The following is a 20530-nucleotide window of genomic DNA, read 5'->3' as shown; positions in this document are numbered from 1 at the left end:
CATGAACGAAACGGTAAACCTCAAGACGACGCTCGCCTCCGACAAGCCTTTGACGCTGGCCATCATGGCCATGGGCGGACAGGGCGGCGGCGTGCTGGCCGACTGGATCGTCGGCCTTGCCGAGGCGCAGGGCTGGATGGCGCAATCGACATCCGTGCCGGGCGTTGCCCAGCGCACAGGTGCTACCATCTACTACATCGAGATGCTGCCTGCGCGTGACGGCGTCTCGCCCATCTTCTCGCTGATGCCGACACCGGGTGATGTCGATGTCGTGCTGGCCTCCGAACTGATGGAAGCCGGGCGCTCGGTGCTGCGCGGTCTGGTCACGCCTGAGCGCACTACGCTGATTGCGTCCACGCACCGTTCCTTTGCCGTCGGCGAGAAGGAAAAGCCCGGTGATGGCATCGGCGATCCGACCGTCGTGGTGGGCGCCACCGATTTTGCCGCCAAGCGCACCATTGCTTTCGATATGGATACGCTGGCGCTAAAAAACGGCAGCGTCATCTCGTCGTCCATGTTCGGTGCCCTTGCCGCAGCAGACGTGCTGCCGTTTGCCAAGGAAGCTTTCGAGGCAACCATCCGTGGCGGCGGCAAGGGTGTGGAGGCCAGTCTTCGTGCCTTCAACGCATCCTATGAACGCGCCAAGGCTAAGCCGCGCGATGAGGTCAGCGCCTTGCCGCACAAGCGTTTCGACACCATGCCGGAAACGGCTGGCCACCTGGAACTCGACCGTCTGGTTCACCGCATGCGCGCCGAATTCCCAGAGCCCGCATGGCCGCTGCTTTTCGCAGGCGTGAAGAAGCTGACGGAGTTTCAGGACCCGGCCTATGCGGGAGAATATCTCGACCGCGTTGCCAAGCTTCATGCGCTTGACCGGACGAATGACGGCGAAGAGAAGGGCTACGCCTTCACGGTACAGGCCGCCAAATATGTCGCCATCTCCATGGCCTATGACGATATCATCCGCGTCGCGGATTTGAAAACACGCGGTACGCGTTTCGATCGCGTGCGCAAGGAAGTGGGCGTGAAGCCGGACCAGCTTCTCTACATGACGGAATATATGCATCCGCGCATGGAAGAAGTCTGTGGCACCTTGCCCAAGGGTCTTGGCCTCTGGATCGAGAGCAGGCCGAAGGTCTTTGCTTTCTTCGATCGCCTCATCAACAAGGGCCGCCGGGTGCAGACGGGAACCATGTTCTGGTTCCTCTCACTCTATCTCATCTCCGCGCTTCGCCGCATGCGCCGCGGCACCTTGCGCCACTTCCGCGAAATCGAGCACCGTGACGCATGGCTCAGCACAGCCGCGTCGCTGGTATCGCGCAACTACGATCTGGCCGTGGAAGTGCTGAACAACAGACGTCTGGTCAAAGGCTATTCCGATACCCACGCCCGCGGCCTTTCGAAATTCGACCGGGTCATGTCGGCTCTGCCATCTCTGGAGCACCGCGACGATGGTGCCGCCTGGATGCGCCGTCTGCGACAGGCTGCCCTTCTGGATGAGCAGGGCATTGCGCTGGACGGCGCGTTGAAGACGGTCTCGACGCTGTAAATATTCGGTGGCGCCTGGGGAAAAGGCGCTGACCAAAGGCCGCTCCAGCACGGGAACCGGAGCGGTCTTATTCGGACATGACGAACAATAAGAGCGAAGGAAAAATCCTCGCAGGGGAACGTTCTGATGGACAAAGTCACAACTGCCATACCGGCTGATTTCCACGCTACAAAAGAAATTTCACGCCCCAAAAGCCTGCTTGTCGTGGCACTTTGCTGGTTTGCAATTTTTGCAGAAGGTTACGATGTGGGCGTGCTGGGTGCTATCCTTCCCGCCCTCTCCACCGATCCGGTCTGGCAGCTCACGCCGCTCCAGCTGGGGGCGATGGGAAGCTACACCGTCATCGGCATGCTGATCGGCGGTATCTTCGCTGGCACGACCAGCGAACTCTATGGTCGCAAGCCCGTCTTCATCGGATGCCTCACGCTCTTTGCCCTGTGCATGGTCGCGACGGCCTATGCGCCGACACCGACCTTCTTTGCCGTCAGCCGTTTCGTGGCGGGTCTCGGCCTCGGTGGCATCATTCCCGTGGCGGCTGCGCTGACGGTCGAGTATTCGCCCAAGAAAAGCAAAAGCTTCAATTACGGCCTGATGTACTCAGGCTATTCCATCGGCATTCTGGCTGCTGCCCTGTGTTCACGCGCATTTCTGGCCGAGCATGGCTGGCGCACCATAGTTCTGGTTGGCGCGCTCCCCGTTCTCGTCGTGCCGTTCTTCATGATTTTCCTGCCTGAATCGGTCGAGTCTCTGGTGCTGCGCGGCAAGCGCGCTGCGGCGGAAAAGACGGCGCGGAAGATGGGCGTTTCCATCGCTTCCAGCACCAAACAGACGCCGACGGACCGAAGCTGGACCGCGGTTTTGCGGCAAATCTTTGCGCCTGACAAAGCCTTTGAGACCATCTGCTTCTGGGCAGCGCTGTTCATGGGGCTTCTGCTCGTTTACGGGCTTGCCCAGTGGCTGCCGCAGATCATGCGCAAGAACGGCTATGACCTCGGCGACAGCCTGTTGTTCCTGGCGGTCTTCAGCCTCAGTTCCGCCATTGGCGGCATTGTGCTGGGAACATGGGCCGACCGTTTCGGTACGCGATTGGTGGTCGCCCTTTCTTACCTTCTCGGTGCCTTCGGCATTGCCGCGCTGGCCTTCAAGGGTTCGTTGTTGATCAACTACGTCTTCGTTGCGATTGCCGGTTTCGGCACCGTGTCGGCCTCGCTCATTCTGACCGGTTTTCTGGCGCAGCGTCTGGACGCGACGATACGCTCTGCCGGCACGGGCTTTGCGCTGAGCTTTTCGCGCATCGGGGCTCTGACCGGCCCGTTGCTGGGCGGCTTCATCGCCAGCACGAACGCCGCACCCGAATGGAATTTCTACATTTTCGCAGGCGTCGCCGCGCTGGCAGCCATTGCCACGCTGCTCATTCCTGTCGGCAAAACGAAATCGGACCGATGAAAAATTGCTCAAACATCAAAGTAACAGGGGAGCGGGCATGTTTATGACAAATGTTTGCCAGCCAAGATGCATTGTCTCGCACGATGCGACATGTGAGGAGTTGGGCGGATGATCCGTTTTCTTCTTTTGAGATTGTCGGTTGCCATACCGACGATGTTCATCATTTCCGTCCTCGTTTTCAGTTTGCAGATGCTGCTTCCTGGCGATGTGGCGCTGGTGATTGCCGGTGGCGAAGCGTCGCCTGAAGTGGTTGCCCAAATCCGCCAGGAACAGGGGCTGGATGATCCATTGCCTGTGCAATATCTGCGCTGGAGTGCGGCGGCTCTTCAGGGCGATTTCGGCATATCCTATCGTACCCGCGATGAGATCGGCCCGATGCTGCTCGACAAGATCCCGGTAACGCTCACGCTGGCGACGGCCGCCCTTCTCATCTCGTTGTTGATCGGCATTCCAGCCGGGATCATGGCCGCCATCTGGCGCGGCAAGGGCTGGGATCATGCCGTTACAGTGGTTTCGCTGACGGGCATATCGATACCGAATTTCTGGCTCGGCATCATGCTGATCCTCATCTTTGCTGTGAAGCTGGGCTGGTTGCCAGCCGGTGGTTATGTCAGCCCCTTCGAAGACCCGATCAGAGGCCTTAAATCCATCATTCTTCCCGCCACCGTGCTGGGTGCGGCCCTTGCGGCGGCGATGATGCGCCACACGCGCGGGGCGATGCTGACCGTCATGCAGCATGATTACATTCGCACGGCGCGCGCCAAGGGCCTGACCGAACGCAAGGTCATCACCAAGCACGGGTTCCGAAATGCGCTTGTGCCGATCATCACGCTGGCAACGCTGCAATTCGGCGCGCTGATGGCGGGTGCGGTGTTGACCGAGCAGGTCTTCTCCATCCCAGGCCTCGGCAAGATGGTCGTGGATGCGGTGTTCAACCGTGAATATGCGGCGGTTCAGGCGGTCACGCTTTTGTCCGGCTTCACCTTCGTGATGCTGAACCTGCTGGCTGACATCTTGTATTTCTGGGCCAACCCCAAGCTGAGGAGCCGCTCGCTATGACGAATGTTGCTGTTGCCAAACCACCTCGCCGTCGTCTGATCGAATCCCGCGTGCTGCGCCGCTTCATGGCGCACCGGCTGGCGTTGATCGGGGCGATCATCGTGCTTCTCTTTGCCATCATGGCCATCGCGGCCCCCCTTATCGCACCCTATGAGCCGAATGCATCCAGCTGGTCGGCCATTCGCAAGGCGCCGACATGGCTGCACTGGTTCGGAACGGATGAGATCGGTCGCGACGTGATGTCCCGCGTCATCTGGGGGGCGCGCGCCTCGCTGTTGGCCGGTGTGGTCTCGGTCGCCATCGCCTTTATCATCGGCGTTCCCGTCGGAATGCTGGCGGGTTATTTCGGTGGTCCGCTCGACACCGTTATCATGCGGATCATTGACGCGTTCCTGGCAATCCCCTTCCTCATTCTCGCCATCGCTATGGCTGCTTTTCTCGGGCCGAGCCTGACCAACGCGATGATCGCCATCGGCGTCTCCACCGCGCCCGTCTTTGCCCGTATCGCGCGCGGCCAGACCATGGCCGTGAAGGTCGAGGAATATATCGAGGCGGCCCACGCCATCGGCACCGGCCATGTCGCTATTCTGATCCGGCATGTGTTCATCAACATCACACCGCAGCTCGTCGTTCAGTCGACGCTCGCCATTGCGACAGCCATCATTGCGGAAGCAGCGCTCGCGTTTCTGGGTCTCGGTCAACAGCCACCGGATGCCAGCTGGGGTTCGATGCTGAACTCGGCCAGCGCATCGCTCTCGATTGCGCCATGGATCGCTATCTGGCCGGGACTTGCAATCTTCCTCACCGTTCTGGGCTTCAACCTGTTGGGTGATGGCTTGCAGGATGCGCTGGACGTGAAGGGCTGATGACGATGGACGATAACAGAAGCAAGACGGAGAATGGCAATATGCAGGCAACGTCTGATGCGACCAATCCGGTGCTGTCCGTGTGCGATCTAACAACGGCCTTCCGCACGGAAAATGGCTGGACCGAGGTTATCAGGAAGATTTCCTTCGACATCGGCGCGAAAGAAACCGTCGCCATTGTCGGTGAGAGCGGGTCCGGCAAGAGCGTCACCTCACTGTCCATCATGCGTCTGCTCAACCCTGACAACACGAAGATTTCCGGGTCGATCAAGCTGCTGGGACGTGAGTTGACGACGCTGAGCAAGGACGAGATACGGCGCGTGCGCGGTCGTGACATCTCGATGATCTTTCAGGAGCCGATGACATCGCTCAATCCGGCCTTCACCATCGAAAACCAGCTTGCCGAAGCACTGCTGTGCCAGGACTCAGATATCTCTCAGGCCGAGATCGAAACGCGTGCGCTGGCACTTCTGGAGAAGGTGCGCATTCCCTCGGCTCGTACACGTTTGAAACAATATCCGCACGAAATGTCGGGCGGCATGCGCCAGCGGGTGATGATCGCCATGGCACTGGCCTCGCGCCCAAAACTGCTGATCGCGGACGAGCCGACAACGGCCTTGGACGTGACGGTGCAGGGGCAGGTGCTGGACCTCATCAAGACCTTGCAGGATGAAGAGGGCATGTCGGTGCTCTTCATCACCCATGACATGGGTGTTGTTGCCCAGATGGCGGATCGTACCGTGGTCATGCTGCGCGGCGATCTGGTGGAGGAAGGTGCAACGTCGCAAATCTTTGCCGCGCCACGCCAGCCCTATACCCGCGCTCTGCTGGCGGCAGTGCCGGTCCTTGGCTCGATGAAGGGCCATGACTTGCCACAACCTTTCCCGCTGATCGACCCTGCCAGCGGCGCAATCCTGCCAACACCCGATATGCCTGATACGGTAGACCGCAACGCACCGCCGCTGGTCGAGGTGAAGGGCTTGATGAAGCGCTTCCCTATGCCATCAGGGCTTTTCCGCCCTACGGCCTTTCGCGTTCATGCCGTGGAGAATGTCTCGTTTCAAATCCAGCCCGGCGAAACATTGTCGCTTGTGGGCGAATCCGGCTGCGGAAAGTCCACAACCGGTCGCTCTGTGCTGCGATTGACTGAGCCGAGCGGTGGCGATGTGCGCATCGATGGAGCCGAGGTCGGCGGTCTTGGCCGCTACGGCCTGCGGCGCATGCGCCGCACCGCGCAGATGATTTTTCAGGACCCCTATGCAAGCCTCAACCCGCGCCTCAGTGTCGGCACGGCGGTGGCGGAGCCACTCGTGGCGCACGGCATCGGCAACTCTGCGGAACGCCGGGCGCGCGTCAGTGAGCTACTTGTCCGCGTGGGTCTGTCTCCCGAAATGGCAAGCCGCTATCCGCATGAATTTTCCGGCGGGCAACGCCAGCGCATCTGCATTGCCAGAGCGCTGGCGCTGGAGCCGAAGCTGATCATCGCCGACGAAGCGGTATCGGCGCTGGATGTGTCCATCAAGGCGCAGGTGGTCAACCTGATGCTGGACCTGCAAGCCAGCATGGGGCTCGCCTATCTGTTCATCAGCCACGACATGGCCGTGGTCGAGCGCATTAGCCACCGCGTTGCCGTCATGTATCTGGGTGAGATCGTCGAGATCGGCCCGCGCGCCGCGATTTTTGGTGATCCGCGGCATCCCTATACACGCCGTCTGATCGACGCTGTCCCCGTGCCGGACCCATCCCAGCGTGGTCTGCGTGGTGCTGCTGTTGTCGGAGAACTTTCGACGCCCGTTCGACCCGCAGATTTCGTTGCCCCACAGCGGATTTACGACGAAGTCGCGCCCGGCCATCTGGTCATGCGCAGCGAGGCACGAGAAGAGTTGGCGATGGCGGTCTGAGCGCGCCGCCACGCTTTTCAGATGTCGGTCAATGCCCGGGTCAGCACGTGATCCGGGTCCAGCAAGCCATCGAGAACATCGAAATGATGACGGTTCGGCTCCGCGTAACAGGCGGTTGCCGCACCCAGACCAGTCCACATATTGGCCAGCAACGCGTTCTGGCGCAGGAACTCGTGCCGCTCGGCACCACCCACCCAGGCGCAAAGGCGGGCGTGGCCAACCGGACGCAGCAGCGCGGGGCTTTCCGCCATCGCTTCGGCCTCATCGATGTGCAGCGTCTCATTCAGTTCACTGCGCATCAGGGGACGCAGATCATGCAGGCCGGAAATGGGTGCAGCAATTTCGACGCGGTCCAGCACGGCGGATGCAAGGGGCGTGCCCGCGCTGACCATACGCGCCGACAGATGCCCACCCGCCGAATGGCCGGTGATGATGATCGGCCCCGCGACCTCCTCTGCGGCCCGCGTCACCGCAGCACCGATCTGGCGTATGATCTCGGTGATGCGAACATCGGGACACAGGTCATAGGACGGCATGGCCACGGCAAATCCACGGGCCACGCAACCTTGCGCAAAGTGCGACCAGTAGCTGCGGTCAAGGCTCTTCCAATAGCCGCCGTGGATGAAGACGACGAGGCCGCGCGGTGTGCCTTCCGGCAGAAAGAGATCCAGCGCGTTGCGTTCACTTGCACCATAGGCCAGCCCAAGTTTGGCTCGTCCCGCAGCCAGCATCGCCTCGCGATAGTCGGCTGCCGGTTTGGCCCAGGCACTCGGCCAGCGCTCCGCACCGACGATATGCGCCCCGTTGGAATAGGCGTCCGTATAGTCGGCGATGCGGTGGTAATTCATGATGCGACTCCCGTTAATCATCTGATCAAACATCAAAAATTTTAACGGTCGCGTAAAGAACAAAATACGAAGTCGGGAGGAACGACGCGTGAAATGGTCACAAATGAGCGGGAATGCCCGAGGCGCGGTGCTGATGGTGTTCAACGCGCTGATCTACTCCATCATGGTTCTGATCATCAAGTCCGTATCACCAGATGTGCCGCTTTTCGTCATCATGTTCTTCACCGTTGCGACGCAGCTTCTGTTTGTCGGAGGACGCGCCTTCAGACGTGTGGGACCGCTGCTGATTGCCGGAGAACGGCGGGGTGCGCATGTGTTGAGGGCGACGGCGCTGATCTCCAGCATGTTGGCAGGATTTTACTCGGTCACGGCTCTGCCGCTGGCGATCTCGACGTCCCTCAGCTTCTCCAAGGCCATGTTCGTCACCCTGTTTGCGGCGTTGATCCTTTCCGAAACGGTGGGGCGATGGCGATGGATGTCCGTGGTTATCGGCTTTACCGGCGTGGTCATTCTCTCCGGCCCAACCGGGACCGAAACCATCGCGGTGCTGGGCGTGGCCGCAGGCGTGGTTTCTGCCGCGACGGCGGCGTTTGGTGCGATCATGACACGGCGTCTGGCCAGCGAGACCTCCGATGTGTTGCTGCTGAACCAGTCACTGGTCGGCACACTTGTGCTGGCACCTTTGGCATTCTGGACATGGCAAGCGATCGATCTGCCAACCATGGGATTGCTCGCCATGACAGGGTTGCTGAGCGTTGTCGGCAATACCAGCATGATAGCGGCTCTTCGGATGGGCGAAGCCTCCGCACTTGCCCCGGTGGATTTTTCGCGCGCCATCTTTGCCGGTGTCATAGGCTATCTAGCCTTTCAGGAAACACCCGGCTTAGCGGCGCTGGTGGGCATGGCCATTATCGTCATCGGCGCGTTGATGTCTCTGCGGCAGCGATGACTTTATGCGGCGATCGCCCTCAGTTCCTCCACTACCGCCAGATGGAAGGCGTTGTCGGCATCTCCCACATTAAGATGAACGGTAAAATGGTCTGCATTTTCGAATGGCTGGCGACGAACGGTCAGGCCGCTGCCTTCCAATTGGTTTGCAAAATCCACGCCCGATTGCTGAACGGTGTCTCGTTCATTGGTGCCCCATGCCAAGGTGAACCGGGCCGAAGTTGGCCCGCTGAAATCCGCCGCACAGTCTGGCTGATCGGCGGGCAATCGCCTGTCGGGATCGGGATGCGCATCGGCTATGCGTCTATGATAGCTGCCGCTCATCGCCATCACCGCCGCGATCGTGCCATCAGGAATACCAGCGGTCCGACGACGTTCCGCGTCCAGTTCAAGGCGTGCCGCAATAACGGCCCCTGCCGAATGTCCACCGATGACAACGCGGTTCGGATTGCCACCGTAGTGCGAAATATTCTCGAGCACCCAACGAACCGTGGCCCGCGCATCGTCCATCAACTCTTCGGAGCCGACATGCGGTAGCAGTCGATAATTTGCGGAAATGAAGATGGCCGGAACAGCAAGCAGTGCCGGTGCCATGAAGCCGCACCACTCCTTGTGGCCATGGGTGAAGCCGCCGCCATGCCAAAATATGAAGACCGGCAGATTGGTATGCGACCGTAACCCGTGATCCGGCAGATAGATGTCCATCCGCTGCACCGGATCTGGCCCGAAGGGAATATCCGCCAAGCGCGCAATGCCGGATGATCGCAGCAGGCTCGTCTCCGCATAGGCATCGGCAGCGGCGTTGATGGAGCCTTGCGGTAGTAAATCCCTGGCAAACACGGCTATCTCTCCCTTTTTCTTTTCTACCGGCCCACCGGCCTGGGTATTGTCTGCGCCCATTGCCGCAACAAGCGTTCGAGCGCGATCAGAAATCGGGCTGGTGCGCCTTCCAGCTTGCGACCGGCGCGAAGAATGAGGCTGACGCTGGTCTTTTCCATCATGTCGTCGGCAATCGGCACGCTGACCATGGTGCCGCGTCGAAGCTCGGACCAGACCGACAACTGCGGCAGGATCGTCAGCGCCACACCCGCCCGCACCGCCTCCAGCATGACGAAAATCGAGTTGGTGGTGATCGCGGGCTCTATACGCTGCCCGCTATGGGCTTCCGCCTCACTCAAAATCTGGCGCAGACGAAAGCTGCGCTCGGAAAGGCAGAGCGGATAGTCCTGCAACTGGGTGATCGTGACGCTATCTTGTCGTGCAAGCGGATGATCCGGCGGTACGATCACCATCAAAGGCTGGGCGATGGCGGAGCGAACCTGAATTTTCATGTCGTGCGGCGTCTGAAAGACGAGCCCCATATGCGCTTCGTCATCTGCGACCATGCGGGCGATTTCCTGACTGGCGCCAATATTGATGTTCAGCCGCACTTTGGGATTGTCGCGGTTGAAGGAATTGATAAGGTCGGTAAAGGTTTCACCGAGAAATCCCTCGCCCGCCGAGAGCGTAACACTACCCGTCTTGACCGATCGCAAATCCTCCAGCTTGGCGCGCAGGGCTTCGCGGTCGGACATCTGGTTGCGGTAGTGCTCCATGACCATTTCACCGGCATCGGTCAGCTTGATGCCACGGCGGCCTTTAACGATGAGCGCGATACCATGCTGCTCTTCCAGTTGCGCAATCTGGCGGCTGACGGAGGATGCAGCAACATTGAGACGATCACCTGCTGCGCGCATCGAGCCCGCATTCAGCGCTTCCAACAAATATCGCAGTCCGTTTTCCGACATCATCGCGTCCTTCTGCCCGTCATTGATCCGCTCTCCCGGCATTGTGATACCGGGAAAGCCCTCATGATAACAGCAGGCACCTTTGTCTCAGACATCGAGTGTCATATCGCTCAATGGGATAGATTGGCAGGTCAGGCAGCTATCGGGGGCCAGTTCGGTTTCGACGGGACAGAGGAACTGCCCCTCCGTTACCTTGACGGCACAGCTTTCGCATTGGCCAACCTGACAGCCGCTCGGCAGCGAAATACCGGCAGCGAGTGCGGCTGAGAGCAGTGAGCCTGACGCCTTGGTCCATTCAAAACTGGTGCCGCTGCGCGCAAGGGTTATGCGTGCCGGGGCAATGTCCTTCGGCAAGGCCAGCTCGCTCTTGAAGGCTTCGGCGATGATATCGGCGGTCGGCATGCCGCGCGCCACGAGCGCCTGGCGAATGCCATCCATCAAGGTTGCCGGTCCACACAGATAGACCAGCGGGCGTCTGGCCAGCAGGGCGTCGTCCATCGTCGCAATGATCTGTGCGATATCGCCGCCCGTTCTGACGTGAGATTGCGTCGGGGCATCGCCGCGTCGAAGCCAGAGATTGAAGGATAGCCGGGCGCTGTTTCGAGCAAGGTCAGCGAGTTCCCGTTCGAAGGTCGCTGTCTCCCAGGTTCCGGCCACGTAATGCAGCATGATGGGGGCCGTTGAGCCACCCTTTGCAGCAGCCCGCAAAGCCGACAGGAAGGGTGTGATCCCGATGCCGCCCGCAATGCAGACGATGGGTCGGTCGATGGCAGGAGAGATCACGAAGCTGCCGGATGGCGGCGTCACCATCAACTCCGTACCGACCTCCAGGTGATCGTGAAAATGATGCGACATGGAAAATGAAACGAGCGGATCGGCGCTCGGGCTGCGTCTCACCGCGACTTCGAAGCAGTCTGATGACGCGCCATCGCAGATGAGGGAATAGAAGCGCCGTTCCTGCGCGCCGGGTATTCTGACGCCGATATGCTGGCCGGGCAGAAATGCGGGCAGAGGAAGACCGTCTTCCGGCGAAAGCACCAATCGCAGCACATGGCCTGCGAGCCTCTCTCGAGCCTTGACGATGAAGCTTCGCTCACCCGACCAGTTGCCGATCGATGCCGGCACATCGCGCCTGATAGCGCAGACCATCTGGCGAAGCGGCGGCGCGCCGCTGAGGGGATCGCGGGTCTCGTCGCTGATGATGGCGTTGATATTGCTGGAGTGCTCACCGAATGTGGGAGCGCTTGACCTGCCAAGAGCGTCATTGCCTTGCCACCAGCCGAATTCCGCAATTGCCACGTCATCGGCCAGATCACCGTCGATCCGCACGCGCAATCGCACCGTTCCATTCGGCGTCGTCACCAGCGCCCAGTCGTTCTCCGCCAGACCCTTCCGTGCTGCCAGAGCGGGAGAAATCTCGATAGCCGGATCAGCGGAGCGCCGTCGCAACGAAGTGATATTGCGCAGCGATGAGTGCGTATAATAGCCTGATTTGGCCGTGGTCAGTGTAATGGGGAATTCGGGATCGACCGGCAATGGCGGCGCGGCAGAGGCGATGGCCGGATAACCATGCGCCTGCAACTGCCCGGAATGAAATTCGATCCGCTTCGATGGTGTTGGAAAACCGACAGGCGCTCCGCTTGCATCGCGCGCCGCATAGGCGCGTTCTGTAGCGGGCTGCGCCAGCGTGATGCCTTCCGGTGATGCCCGCAATCGATCCACGCTCAGTCCGGTGGGTTCCAGCACGGTGTCGATTGCCTTGACGAAAGGTCCCTGCCAGAGATCGCCTTCCAACCCCAGACGCTGGCCGAGCCCGCGTGCAATGGCATAATCCGGCCTTGCCTTGCCGGGTGCTGGCAAGAGAGCAGGACGGAACTGGATATGTGAGGCAGCCCGCGCTGAAATCTCGAAACCGACACGCATCGCATCATGTTCCCAAGGCGCGGTGACGGGCAGCAGGATGTCGGCGGTCTCTGCCATCGGCGTCATGAACAGATCGCAATGGACCTGAAAATCCAACGCTTCCAGCGCTCTTTTCGTGCGGGGCGCGTCGGGATGCGTCAGTGGCATGTTGGCCCCGAAACCGATCAATGCCCGAACCCGGTTCTGCGCAGCGCCTTCGATGGATTCGCACAAATCCCGCGCCGTGATGAAGCCGAAGCGAGGTGGGCCAAGCGGCAGTTCCGCACGGCCAAGTGCTTTTTCCAGCTGCGAGGCAGGGAGATGTTTGAAGTCGGCGATCTTTGCTGTGGCCGGTCCGGCAAACCAGCGATTTCCACCGGCTCGATCGACATCATCCCGCAGGGCGAATAGGCTGGATATGGCCCGTGTCGTCTGCGTGGCGTTCAGCGCCTGCGCAATCCCGGTCCAGTGATAATAGGAAATGCTTGGTGATGACGCGACGATCTCGAAGAATTCAATGAGTTGAGTTTCCGGTATACCCGTTGCCTCTGCAACCTGTGACGGGCTCCATTCGCTGCTAGCCTCATAAAGCAAAGCAAGCGAGGTGGCGCAGTGTCTTTCATGTCCGTGGGCGTCTATAATCGTTCCGTCGAACAACAGATCGGCATTGGGGTGCACGCCATAGTCAACAGCAGGATCGATGGTCTCGAGCGACCCGTCTTTTCGCCTGATGACGAACCCTGCATCGGCCCCGAAAGCAGTGGCGGAAAGCTTTTCGCCCGTCTGTCGGTCTACGAGGAAGGCTGCATCGGTCCAGTCGCGAACGAAATCCTGCGCGAAGCGCTTCTGCTCGATGAGAAAGCGGATCGCCCCCATCGCCAGCGCGGCATCTGAGCCGGGGCGGATGCGCAGCCACAGATCGGACTGTTCGCCACTGCCCGAGCGCTTCGGGTCGACCACGACGATGCGCGCGCCGCGCTGCCGTGCTTCGGCAATGCGTTGCGCCTCCGCCAGCCATGTTCTGGCGGGATTATGACCCCAAAGAATGATGGTATCGGCATTGGCAAAATCCGGCACACCCAATGGCAGACCGAATGTGAAGGCTTGCGCATAATCTTTCTGGAAATTGCAGACTTCGACCGAGGTGACGAGGTTGGGTGTGCCAAACTGCCACGCCAGTCGCAATATCCAGTCGATACTATCGGAAATGGCCGTACCGCTGGGCGTCGTCGATGCGATGGCCACGGCTTCCGCGCCGTAGCGGTCACGAATATCGGCCATACGTGCGGCGATCTCGTCCAGCGCTTCCTCGTAGCCGATTTCTTGCCAACCTGGATCAGCACTGCCTTTCGGGTTGGTGCGTCGCATCGGTACGGTCAGTCGATCAGGGTGATGAACGATCTCAGGCGCGGCGCGGCCTTTGGCGCACAGAGCGCCGCCGGTCGGATGATCACGATCAGGGTCGACGCGCAACATGCGGCCATCCTGCACGGTATAGATCGCGCCACATCGGGACCTGCACAGCGTGCAATAGCCCCGGGTGGTCACCGGTAAGGACGGAGAGGCGTGATCCATAATCGCTTCCTTCGCTGTCATAGCGCCTGTGTCCATTCTACCATCGAAATGACATGATCACATCATGCCAAGCTCTTTGAGAGTCTTTGCAATCTGTTCACGATGAACATCGCTGACATCGCGCAGAGGCGGGCGAACCCGTCCGCCGGGCAGGCCACGGGCATTCAGCGCGGCCTTGAGGATGGCCGGGCCGGAGCCGAAGCGCCCGATCAGGTCTGGTGTGTACCATTCCTTCATCAGCACCCGGTCCTTCAAGCCACAGGCCCGCGCCGCTTCCAAATCACCGGCCCAGAGATTGTCGTAGAAACCAGTCTGCGCGCGCCCCAGAACGCCGCCCGCGCCCATCGTACCGTCTCCATCATGCACAGAAAGCATGGTGAGGCCCAGTTCGTTCATCGGGAAGCCGAAGACGCGGACTTTGTCTTTGAGAGCAAAGAAGGTTTCGGCAAAGCGCGAGAAGTCCGGCGTTGATTGTTTAATCGCAACGACAGCATCGATATCGGCCAGACGTTCCAACAGCGGCAAGGGCATGTCGATGCCAGTGCCCGGCGGCCAATTGTAGACGCAGATCGGCAGTTCGGATGCGGCGCCGACAGTGGTGTAGAAATCGACGATCTCATCCGCGTTCGGGCGCACGTAGGGCGGTGGTGTGAGCAGGATGCCATCGAAGCCAGCGCTCTTGGCAAAGGCCGCAAATTCGATGCTTTCCTGCGCGGTGAAGCTGGAGCAGCCCGCGATCAGTGGCAGCTTGCCGCGCATCTGCTCACCGGTTTTTTCGAACAGGCGCGCACGTTCCATCTTGGACATGCTGGTCCATTCGCCGGTGGTGCCAGCCAGAACGAGGCCGTGCATGCCCTCGCCATGCAGCCATTCCAGGAGGACGCCGAGGCCCGCCTCATCAAGAGAAAGGTCGTCTTGAAAGGGAGTGGTGATGGCAGGCAGATAACCCCGCCAGTTCACGCGCGATCTCTTGTTTTGGGTCATGTCATTCTCCGAAATATAGTCGTGCGTCAGAGGTGTCCCGAAGGCGGGACGAAACATCTGTGCTGGTTTGACGGACACGCGAAGGGTAGTCAGACGCGTGTCATTGATGGTTTCAGGAACTTACGTTGAGATTTCCCACAACGGCGCGCAGCGCTTCAGGCAGGGAACGACCAAAGCCATAGGCGCGCTCTGGCGACCAGCCGGTTTCCGGCATCGGAAACTCCGTCACGTCCTTATAGGGCTGCTCCAGCAAGACGGAGAGCGCGTGAGGGAAGCGGTTTCCGATCCAGTTCCAGCCCATGCCGAGATCCGGCTCTATCGGGCAGCCACCCGGATAGGGATGACCAACTTCGTAGTCCGGTGAGGCCGCGGCCCAAGCGTTTTCGAACTGAGTGAAGATATCACGACGCTCCGGCTTCCATGTCGGCACGTTTTCCGAAGGCCAGATGAAGTTGCAGCGCAGTTCCTTGTCGGCATGGCAATCCAGGCAAAAATCGACGCCGATCTCTTCCATCTTGTTACGAAGATGGAAAATCTCCGGGGATTTCTCCAGCGATGGCGACGTCCATTCACGATTGAGATTGGCGCCCACTGCGTTGCTGCGTGTCAGACCAAGAGCCGAGCCATCGGGATTGCAGTTGTGCACGACGTAGAAAACCGCAGAGGACAGCAGCGCACGGGCCGTCGGGTCTGTCTTGTCGAGCAATCGGTCGACAATGCCCTCGACGAAGTAACCGCCCTGCGTTTCGCAGGAGTGCTGGCGTGAAATGATCCAGCAGGATGGCTTGCCCGGTCCCGGTGTGCCAATCGTCAGCATATCGATGGGGCGGCCCTGAACGCTTTCCCCGATGGTCGTCAGTGAGACGAGATCGAATGTCTGCGCCTTGGAAATGAAAGCAAGCTCGCGCGCAGGCTCGTAAGGTGCCCAGAACGCGTAATAGCAGATGTCGTGTTCCGGCGTGTGCTTGAAGCTGTAGATTTCGCCGTCGTAATCGCCGCGCAGTCGAAACCAGGTCGTGCCGTCGTAACTGGCGACAGGCCCGGTGTTCTGCCACATATTCTCGTAGTCTTCGCGGTTTGCCAGACGCCAGCCCAGCGTCTCATTGGCATTTTCGAAGCTGAAACGGCAGTCTTTGCCTTGCGCGCCGCTGACGCGGAAATGGTACCAGCCGAGAAACACATCGCCAGGGTCTTTCTTCAGGCGCAGGCGGATATCGCGGTGATCGGTTGCAGAGACGATCTCGCCGCTGCCTGATGGAATCTTGGATGTGACTGAAACCATTTTGTTCTTCCTGTCTGTCGACGGCCCGGCCTTGAACCCAATTATGGTGGGTGAGCGAACTATCTGTCATTCTGCCAGCGTCCCAAATTACGGAACGTCCGTGTGGAAACCAGCAGTGGGTAGGTTAGGTAGGGCGGCCTCGATTAGCCGCCCTTGAGATGTGAGGGGCAGATTACCCTTCGATCTTGGCGCCACGCAGGATCGGGAAACCATCGCCCGTCAGGGTCACGCCCTTCAGGCTGGCCTTCAATGCGAAGATCGGTGCCTGATGGTAGAGGTAGATTACCGGCAGGTCCTTTGCGACGAGGGCCTGAGCCTGCTTGAACAGCGCGATGCGTTCCTTCGGATCGACGGCTGCACGGGTGGCATCGAGAAGGCGATCCATTTCCGGGTTGTTGTATTTGCCGACGTTTCGTCCACCCTTGCTGGACAGAACCGGCACGGCCAATGTGTCCAGATCGTTGGCGGATTGCTGGCCGATCGGGCCCCAGGATTCGAAATCGCCATCGGCGGTCAGCTTCAGCGTGGTCGCGAAATCAACGACGTTGAGTTTGGTATCGAAACCAGCCTCGACCGTCATGGCCTGAATGAGTTCACCGACGCGCACGGACAACGGTCTGTTCGGCACCAGCATGGTGAAGGGCACGGGCTGCTTCACACCCGCCTCATCCAAGAGTTTCTTGGCTGCGGCAACATCGCGGGCCGGAATAGGAAAATCCGTGTTGTAGAACGGCGAATCCGGGCTGGCGAACTGGTTTGCTGCCTTGTAGTAACCGGCAAAAACCGCATCCACGATGGCCTGTTTATCCAGCGAAAGTTCCAGCGCGTGGCGAACGCGCGGGTCCTGCATCGGGCCCTTGCGTTCAAGGTTGAACATCAGCGCCTGGGAATTGGCGGCAAAGTTCTGGATCATCGCAAGGCTGTCGTCCGATTTGACGGTATCGGCCAAGGCAGGATCAAGCTTTTCGATCATATCAACATCGCCAGACTGAAGGTTGGCCAAACGCACGCTGTCAGCCGGAATGATGCGGAAGATCACGCGATCAAAGGAGTAGTCCTTGGCAAAGCGGTAGTTCGGGTCTTTCTCCAGAGTGATGCGGTCCTGCGCAACCCGGCTGACGAACTTGTAAGGGCCGACGCAGACGGGTGCACGACCGACGTTTGCGCCTTCGCGCTCAAGCGCTTTGGGGGAAAAATACATGCCGTTACGCTCGGCCAGCGTTCCCAGAAGCTGAGCGGCAGGCTGCGCTACCTTTATGACGACCGTCTGTGGATCGGGCGTTTCGATGGAGGAGATGCTGGTCAGGTCGGAATAACGCTGCGTGCCGGGCTTGCGGGCGCGGTCGAGATTGATCTTGACGGCAGCGGAATCGAACGGCGTTCCGTCCTGAAACTTGACGTCCTTTGCCAGATGCAACGTCAGCGACAGGGCGTCATCCGACCACTCCCAGCGTTCGGCGAGGCCTGGCAGAATGTTGAGTTTGGCATCGGTATAGAGCAGCCGCTCGCACATGGTCGACAGAACCGAAATGCCCGTGGAGGCAGCGTTGGATACCGGGTCCAGTGCATCCGGGTCATCGGCGAGCGCAATGCGCAGGTCGGCGGCGCTTGCAGAACCGGCCATCAGGCCCCCGGCCAATATCAAGGCCGTCATAATCTTGCGTGACATGAGTTCGTTCCCTTTATTATTTTTGAAAACTGCTTGTGTCGTCTCTATGCCGTCAACCCGCGACCGAGGTCAAAACGAGGTCGCTGGATGGGTCGGTGATCTGCTGCAGTTCAACGAAATTGCCATCCGGGTCGCGGCAGTAGCAGACGCGCATCGGGCCGACATCGATCGGTTCGGAATTGAAGACCACGCCATCTGCCGAAAGGCGGGCGTGATCGGCAATCACATCGTCGCTGTCGAAGCAGATGTGGGAATATCCACGCTGCGACAAGCCACGGTCATCCATGCGTTCTGATGCGGGCAAGGTGTATTCGAAGATTTCCAGAAACGCATTTCCAGCCTTCAAAACGGCAGCGCGTGCCGTGGAATCGGGGATCGTCGTGATCTGGCCCGCAAAGGCTGCCATGTCGGTTCCGGCTTCCCAGCCGAAGGAAAAGACTTCCGTAAAGCCGAGCTTGTCCTTGTAGAAGGTCAGGGCTCGATCGAGATCACCGGTGGTGATGGAGGGGTGATGAATACCACGTAGCATGGGAAATCTCCTTTAAGCGTAAGCCGTTGCTTCGATTTCGACCAGAAGATCAGGCGTAAACAGTCGCGAGACCTGAACGAGCGTGCTTGCTGGCTTGTGACCAAGGGCATTGAACGGTCCGACGACCTCGCCCCAATTGGCCAAGGTGGCATCGATATCGGTCGTGTAGACGCGAATGCCTGCAACATTGGCGTAGGTCATACCAGCATCGGCCAGAACCTTGCCGAGATTTTCGAGGACGAGCTTTAGCTGGCCCTTCATGTCACCCAGATGCTGCGGTGCGCCGTCCGGGCCGGTCGCGCATTGGCCAGACAGAGTAAGCACCCGAGACATTCCACTGACTTCGGTTGCGTGCGCAAAGCCAAAGCCTTCTTGCCAATTCCAGGGGTTGATCGATTTCGTTTCCATAGCTGTTCCTTTTTATAGCTGTGCGGCGTCGAGAGGATGCAAAAGCGCAACGCTTGAGAAGCGTTGGTGAATTTCGATCTTTCGGACATGACGAAGGCGTCGATCTGACGGATGCGCAGACGCGCAGCTTCCCGGCCACTCTCGCGGCCTAGGCACCATTTCGTTCCCCTGTCATGACATGCTGGCCGAACTGCCGCGATTTCGAGATGCGGTGCCCGGCTCTTGTTCTTCACTCAGGAAACGTCATGCCTAGCGTTCGTTCAATGACGCTTATTGTCAGATTATGTTGCGTTTTACGCAACGATAAAGCCAGAATTTTTGCCGGAGCGTCTTGATGCCATGTTTCCCACGATCTCGTCTTGTGGCGAATTTCCAATGGTTTTTCGTGGTTTAGATTCGCGAACTTTAGCTTTCCCAGTCGCGAATTTGGATCATGTCCCAGCGTGTCTATCCGACGCGGTTGAGGGTAAGTGCCAATATTTGCAAGAGAATTGACTTGAAAACGCACACTCACAGTGCACACTCGTCACAATCTCGAAAGGTGAAATACTTGTTCCAAATATGGTCGAACATCATGCCTGTGGCCTCACCGGCGCCATGACGATTGATTGCCTCATCATCGGCGGCGGCCTGTTGGGATCGGCAACGGCATTCAATCTGGCCACGGAAGGGCTGTCTGTTCTGCTGGTCGAGAAAGGTCAGATCAATGGCGTTGCATCCAGCCAGAATGCCGGAAGCCTGCATTTTCAGCTCGAATATAGAATGATCGAAAACGGCGCGGATGCGGCGCGCAAGGCGGCGGAAGCCATGCCGTTGCATCTGGACGCCATGGCGCGCTGGGGCAGTGTCGAGGCGGAGCTCGGCGCGCCGGTGGGCGTGAAGCGAACGGGCGGCCTCATGGTTGCCGAGACGGCGGAGCAGGTGGCCGTGCTGGAACAGAAAGCCGCGCTGGAGCGTGCATCGGGTCTCGATGTCGAATTGCTGGATCGGTCTGCACTGGATGGCCTCGCGCCTTATCTGGGACCAGCCGTCATGGCCGCGGCCCATTGCAAGGGAGAGGGAAAGGCCGATCCGAAGCAAACGACACTTGCCTTTGCCAGAGCCGCGATAAACGCGGGCGCGCAGATCAAGACAGGGTGCGAGGTGTTGGAGCTGTCGCGGCACGGCAATGTTTGGCTCGCGAGACTGCAGGACGGTCGGCTGATCCAGGCCAAAACCGTCGCCATTACCGCAGGCGGATGGTCGGGTCGCGTGGCAGCAATGGCGGGCATGCAGATGCCCGTCAGCCCGGTGGGGCTGACCATGACGGTGACGATGCGCACCAAGCCGCTCATTCCGCATCTGGTTCAGCACGCCGGGCGACGGCTATCTCTAAAGCAAACACCGGAGGGGCAGGTGCTGATCGGCGGTGGATGGCCCGCACAACTGCGCCACATCGGTGGTGTCATCGATCTAGACGCACGGCCCGCGCTGCAACTGACATCACTGGCTGGCAACATGGCGGCTGCCGCCTCCGTCGTGCCGAAGCTGGAAGCGTTGCAGGTGATGCGCGTCTGGACCGGCATGACCTCGCTGATTGCCGACCAATTGCCGCTGCTGGGTGAAATTCCCAAGGCGCCCGGCCTTTTCATCGCGACGGGCGGCTCCGCTTTTACGCTGGGCCTGACCTATGCGCGTCTGCTGGCCGACGCCATTTGCGGTAAGCCACCCATTCTGGATGTCCGCCGGTTCAGCCCCGGCCGTTTCGGGAGCCTCACCCTTGTCTGACCCGCGCCGC

General features: G+C 59.8%; 16 protein-coding genes. 7 read left to right on the top strand and 9 right to left on the bottom strand.

The features are described from left to right. The first annotated feature begins 1 nt into the window (after window position 1). The 5 genes from HRR99_RS19055 to HRR99_RS19035 all read left to right on the top strand — a co-directional run bounded on the left by HRR99_RS19055 (window position 2) and on the right by HRR99_RS19035 (window position 6821). A complete protein-coding gene (locus HRR99_RS19055; RefSeq protein ID WP_233124407.1) occupies window positions 2-1549 on the top strand; it encodes an indolepyruvate oxidoreductase subunit beta family protein in 1548 nt (515 codons plus the stop codon). A 126-nt stretch (window positions 1550-1675) separates the two neighbouring features. Next, window positions 1676-2995 carry an MFS transporter gene (locus tag HRR99_RS19050; RefSeq protein ID WP_233124406.1) on the top strand — a complete coding sequence of 440 codons (1320 nt, stop codon included), beginning with the start codon at window positions 1676-1678 and terminating at the stop codon, window positions 2993-2995. 108 nt (window positions 2996-3103) lie between these two features. After that, window positions 3104-4054, top strand: coding sequence for an ABC transporter permease (locus tag HRR99_RS19045; RefSeq protein WP_045229187.1), 951 nt, complete (start codon window positions 3104-3106; stop codon window positions 4052-4054). Continuing rightward, the gene (locus tag HRR99_RS19040; RefSeq protein ID WP_233124404.1) at window positions 4051-4920 is read left to right on the top strand and encodes an ABC transporter permease; all 870 of its coding nucleotides are present in this window, start codon (window positions 4051-4053) and stop codon (window positions 4918-4920) included. The genes HRR99_RS19045 and HRR99_RS19040 overlap by 4 nt, the downstream gene beginning before the upstream one ends. A 5-nt stretch (window positions 4921-4925) precedes the next feature. Next, on the top strand, window positions 4926-6821 hold the full coding sequence (locus tag HRR99_RS19035) for an ABC transporter ATP-binding protein (protein WP_422387368.1): 1896 nt from the start codon (window positions 4926-4928) through the stop codon (window positions 6819-6821). Between the two features lie 17 nt (window positions 6822-6838). Here the strand turns inward: HRR99_RS19035 and HRR99_RS19030 are convergent, their stop codons facing one another. Next, window positions 6839-7669: an alpha/beta hydrolase gene (locus HRR99_RS19030; protein WP_233124402.1), complete on the bottom strand. Its 831-nt coding sequence runs from the start codon at window positions 7667-7669 to the stop codon at window positions 6839-6841. Window positions 7670-7757: 88 nt separating this feature from the next. Between HRR99_RS19030 and HRR99_RS19025 the strand changes: the two genes are divergently transcribed. Further along, complete coding sequence (locus HRR99_RS19025) at window positions 7758-8618, top strand: DMT family transporter (protein WP_233124401.1); 861 nt, start codon at window positions 7758-7760, stop codon at window positions 8616-8618. Between the two features lie 2 nt (window positions 8619-8620). On the opposite strand, the gene HRR99_RS19020 is transcribed toward HRR99_RS19025, so the two are convergent. The 8 genes from HRR99_RS19020 to HRR99_RS18985 all read right to left on the bottom strand — a co-directional run bounded on the left by HRR99_RS19020 (window position 8621) and on the right by HRR99_RS18985 (window position 18753). Beyond that, complete coding sequence (locus HRR99_RS19020; protein ID WP_233124399.1) at window positions 8621-9457, bottom strand: alpha/beta hydrolase; 837 nt, start codon at window positions 9455-9457, stop codon at window positions 8621-8623. Window positions 9458-9480: 23 nt separating this feature from the next. Beyond that, window positions 9481-10407 carry a LysR family transcriptional regulator gene (locus HRR99_RS19015; RefSeq protein WP_233124397.1) on the bottom strand — a complete coding sequence of 309 codons (927 nt, stop codon included), beginning with the start codon at window positions 10405-10407 and terminating at the stop codon, window positions 9481-9483. 84 nt (window positions 10408-10491) lie between these two features. After that, window positions 10492-13902 (bottom strand): molybdopterin-dependent oxidoreductase, encoded by a 3411-nt coding sequence (locus HRR99_RS19010; protein WP_233124395.1) that lies wholly within the window; start codon window positions 13900-13902, stop codon window positions 10492-10494. Window positions 13903-13938: 36 nt separating this feature from the next. After that, a complete protein-coding gene (locus HRR99_RS19005; RefSeq protein ID WP_233124394.1) occupies window positions 13939-14865 on the bottom strand; it encodes a dihydrodipicolinate synthase family protein in 927 nt (308 codons plus the stop codon). A 112-nt stretch (window positions 14866-14977) separates the two neighbouring features. Then, on the bottom strand, window positions 14978-16147 hold the full coding sequence (locus tag HRR99_RS19000) for a M14 family metallopeptidase (protein ID WP_233124392.1): 1170 nt from the start codon (window positions 16145-16147) through the stop codon (window positions 14978-14980). A 172-nt stretch (window positions 16148-16319) separates the two neighbouring features. Beyond that, window positions 16320-17816, bottom strand: a complete 1497-nt coding sequence (locus HRR99_RS18995) for an ABC transporter substrate-binding protein (RefSeq protein ID WP_233124390.1) — start codon at window positions 17814-17816, stop codon at window positions 16320-16322. Between the two features lie 52 nt (window positions 17817-17868). After that, entirely contained in the window at window positions 17869-18345 is a 477-nt protein-coding gene (locus HRR99_RS18990) for a VOC family protein (RefSeq protein WP_045229160.1), read from the bottom strand. A gap of 12 nt (window positions 18346-18357) precedes the next feature. Continuing rightward, window positions 18358-18753 (bottom strand): RidA family protein, encoded by a 396-nt coding sequence (locus HRR99_RS18985; protein WP_045229161.1) that lies wholly within the window; start codon window positions 18751-18753, stop codon window positions 18358-18360. Window positions 18754-19314: 561 nt separating this feature from the next. On the opposite strand from HRR99_RS18985, the gene HRR99_RS18980 reads away from it, so the two are divergent. Next, window positions 19315-20520, top strand: coding sequence for an NAD(P)/FAD-dependent oxidoreductase (locus HRR99_RS18980; protein ID WP_233124388.1), 1206 nt, complete (start codon window positions 19315-19317; stop codon window positions 20518-20520). Window positions 20521-20530 lie beyond the last annotated feature (10 nt).

The sequence above is a fragment of the Agrobacterium vaccinii genome (assembly GCF_021310995.1).
GTDB lineage: Bacteria > Pseudomonadota > Alphaproteobacteria > Rhizobiales > Rhizobiaceae > Agrobacterium > Agrobacterium vaccinii.
The sequence above is the reverse complement of the archived record's forward strand: the minus strand, read 5'-3'. Positions and strand labels throughout refer to the sequence as shown.

What these genes read in the sequence shown, in the direction of transcription:
- HRR99_RS19055 (WP_233124407.1), top strand. Translation starts at nt 2, where the DNA reads ATGAACGAAACGGTAAACCTCAAGACGACGCTCGCCTCCGACAAGCCT.
- HRR99_RS19050 (WP_233124406.1), top strand. Translation starts at nt 1,676, where the DNA reads ATGGACAAAGTCACAACTGCCATACCGGCTGATTTCCACGCTACAAAA.
- HRR99_RS19045 (WP_045229187.1), top strand. Translation starts at nt 3,104, where the DNA reads ATGATCCGTTTTCTTCTTTTGAGATTGTCGGTTGCCATACCGACGATG.
- HRR99_RS19040 (WP_233124404.1), top strand. Translation starts at nt 4,051, where the DNA reads ATGACGAATGTTGCTGTTGCCAAACCACCTCGCCGTCGTCTGATCGAA.
- HRR99_RS19035 (WP_422387368.1), top strand. Translation starts at nt 4,926, where the DNA reads ATGGACGATAACAGAAGCAAGACGGAGAATGGCAATATGCAGGCAACG.
- HRR99_RS19030 (WP_233124402.1), bottom strand. Translation starts at nt 7,669, where the DNA reads ATGAATTACCACCGCATCGCCGACTATACGGACGCCTATTCCAACGGG.
- HRR99_RS19015 (WP_233124397.1), bottom strand. Translation starts at nt 10,407, where the DNA reads ATGATGTCGGAAAACGGACTGCGATATTTGTTGGAAGCGCTGAATGCG.
- HRR99_RS19010 (WP_233124395.1), bottom strand. Translation starts at nt 13,902, where the DNA reads ATGACAGCGAAGGAAGCGATTATGGATCACGCCTCTCCGTCCTTACCG.
- HRR99_RS19005 (WP_233124394.1), bottom strand. Translation starts at nt 14,865, where the DNA reads ATGACCCAAAACAAGAGATCGCGCGTGAACTGGCGGGGTTATCTGCCT.
- HRR99_RS19000 (WP_233124392.1), bottom strand. Translation starts at nt 16,147, where the DNA reads ATGGTTTCAGTCACATCCAAGATTCCATCAGGCAGCGGCGAGATCGTC.
- HRR99_RS18995 (WP_233124390.1), bottom strand. Translation starts at nt 17,816, where the DNA reads ATGTCACGCAAGATTATGACGGCCTTGATATTGGCCGGGGGCCTGATG.
- HRR99_RS18990 (WP_045229160.1), bottom strand. Translation starts at nt 18,345, where the DNA reads ATGCTACGTGGTATTCATCACCCCTCCATCACCACCGGTGATCTCGAT.
- HRR99_RS18985 (WP_045229161.1), bottom strand. Translation starts at nt 18,753, where the DNA reads ATGGAAACGAAATCGATCAACCCCTGGAATTGGCAAGAAGGCTTTGGC.
- HRR99_RS18980 (WP_233124388.1), top strand. Translation starts at nt 19,315, where the DNA reads ATGGTCGAACATCATGCCTGTGGCCTCACCGGCGCCATGACGATTGAT.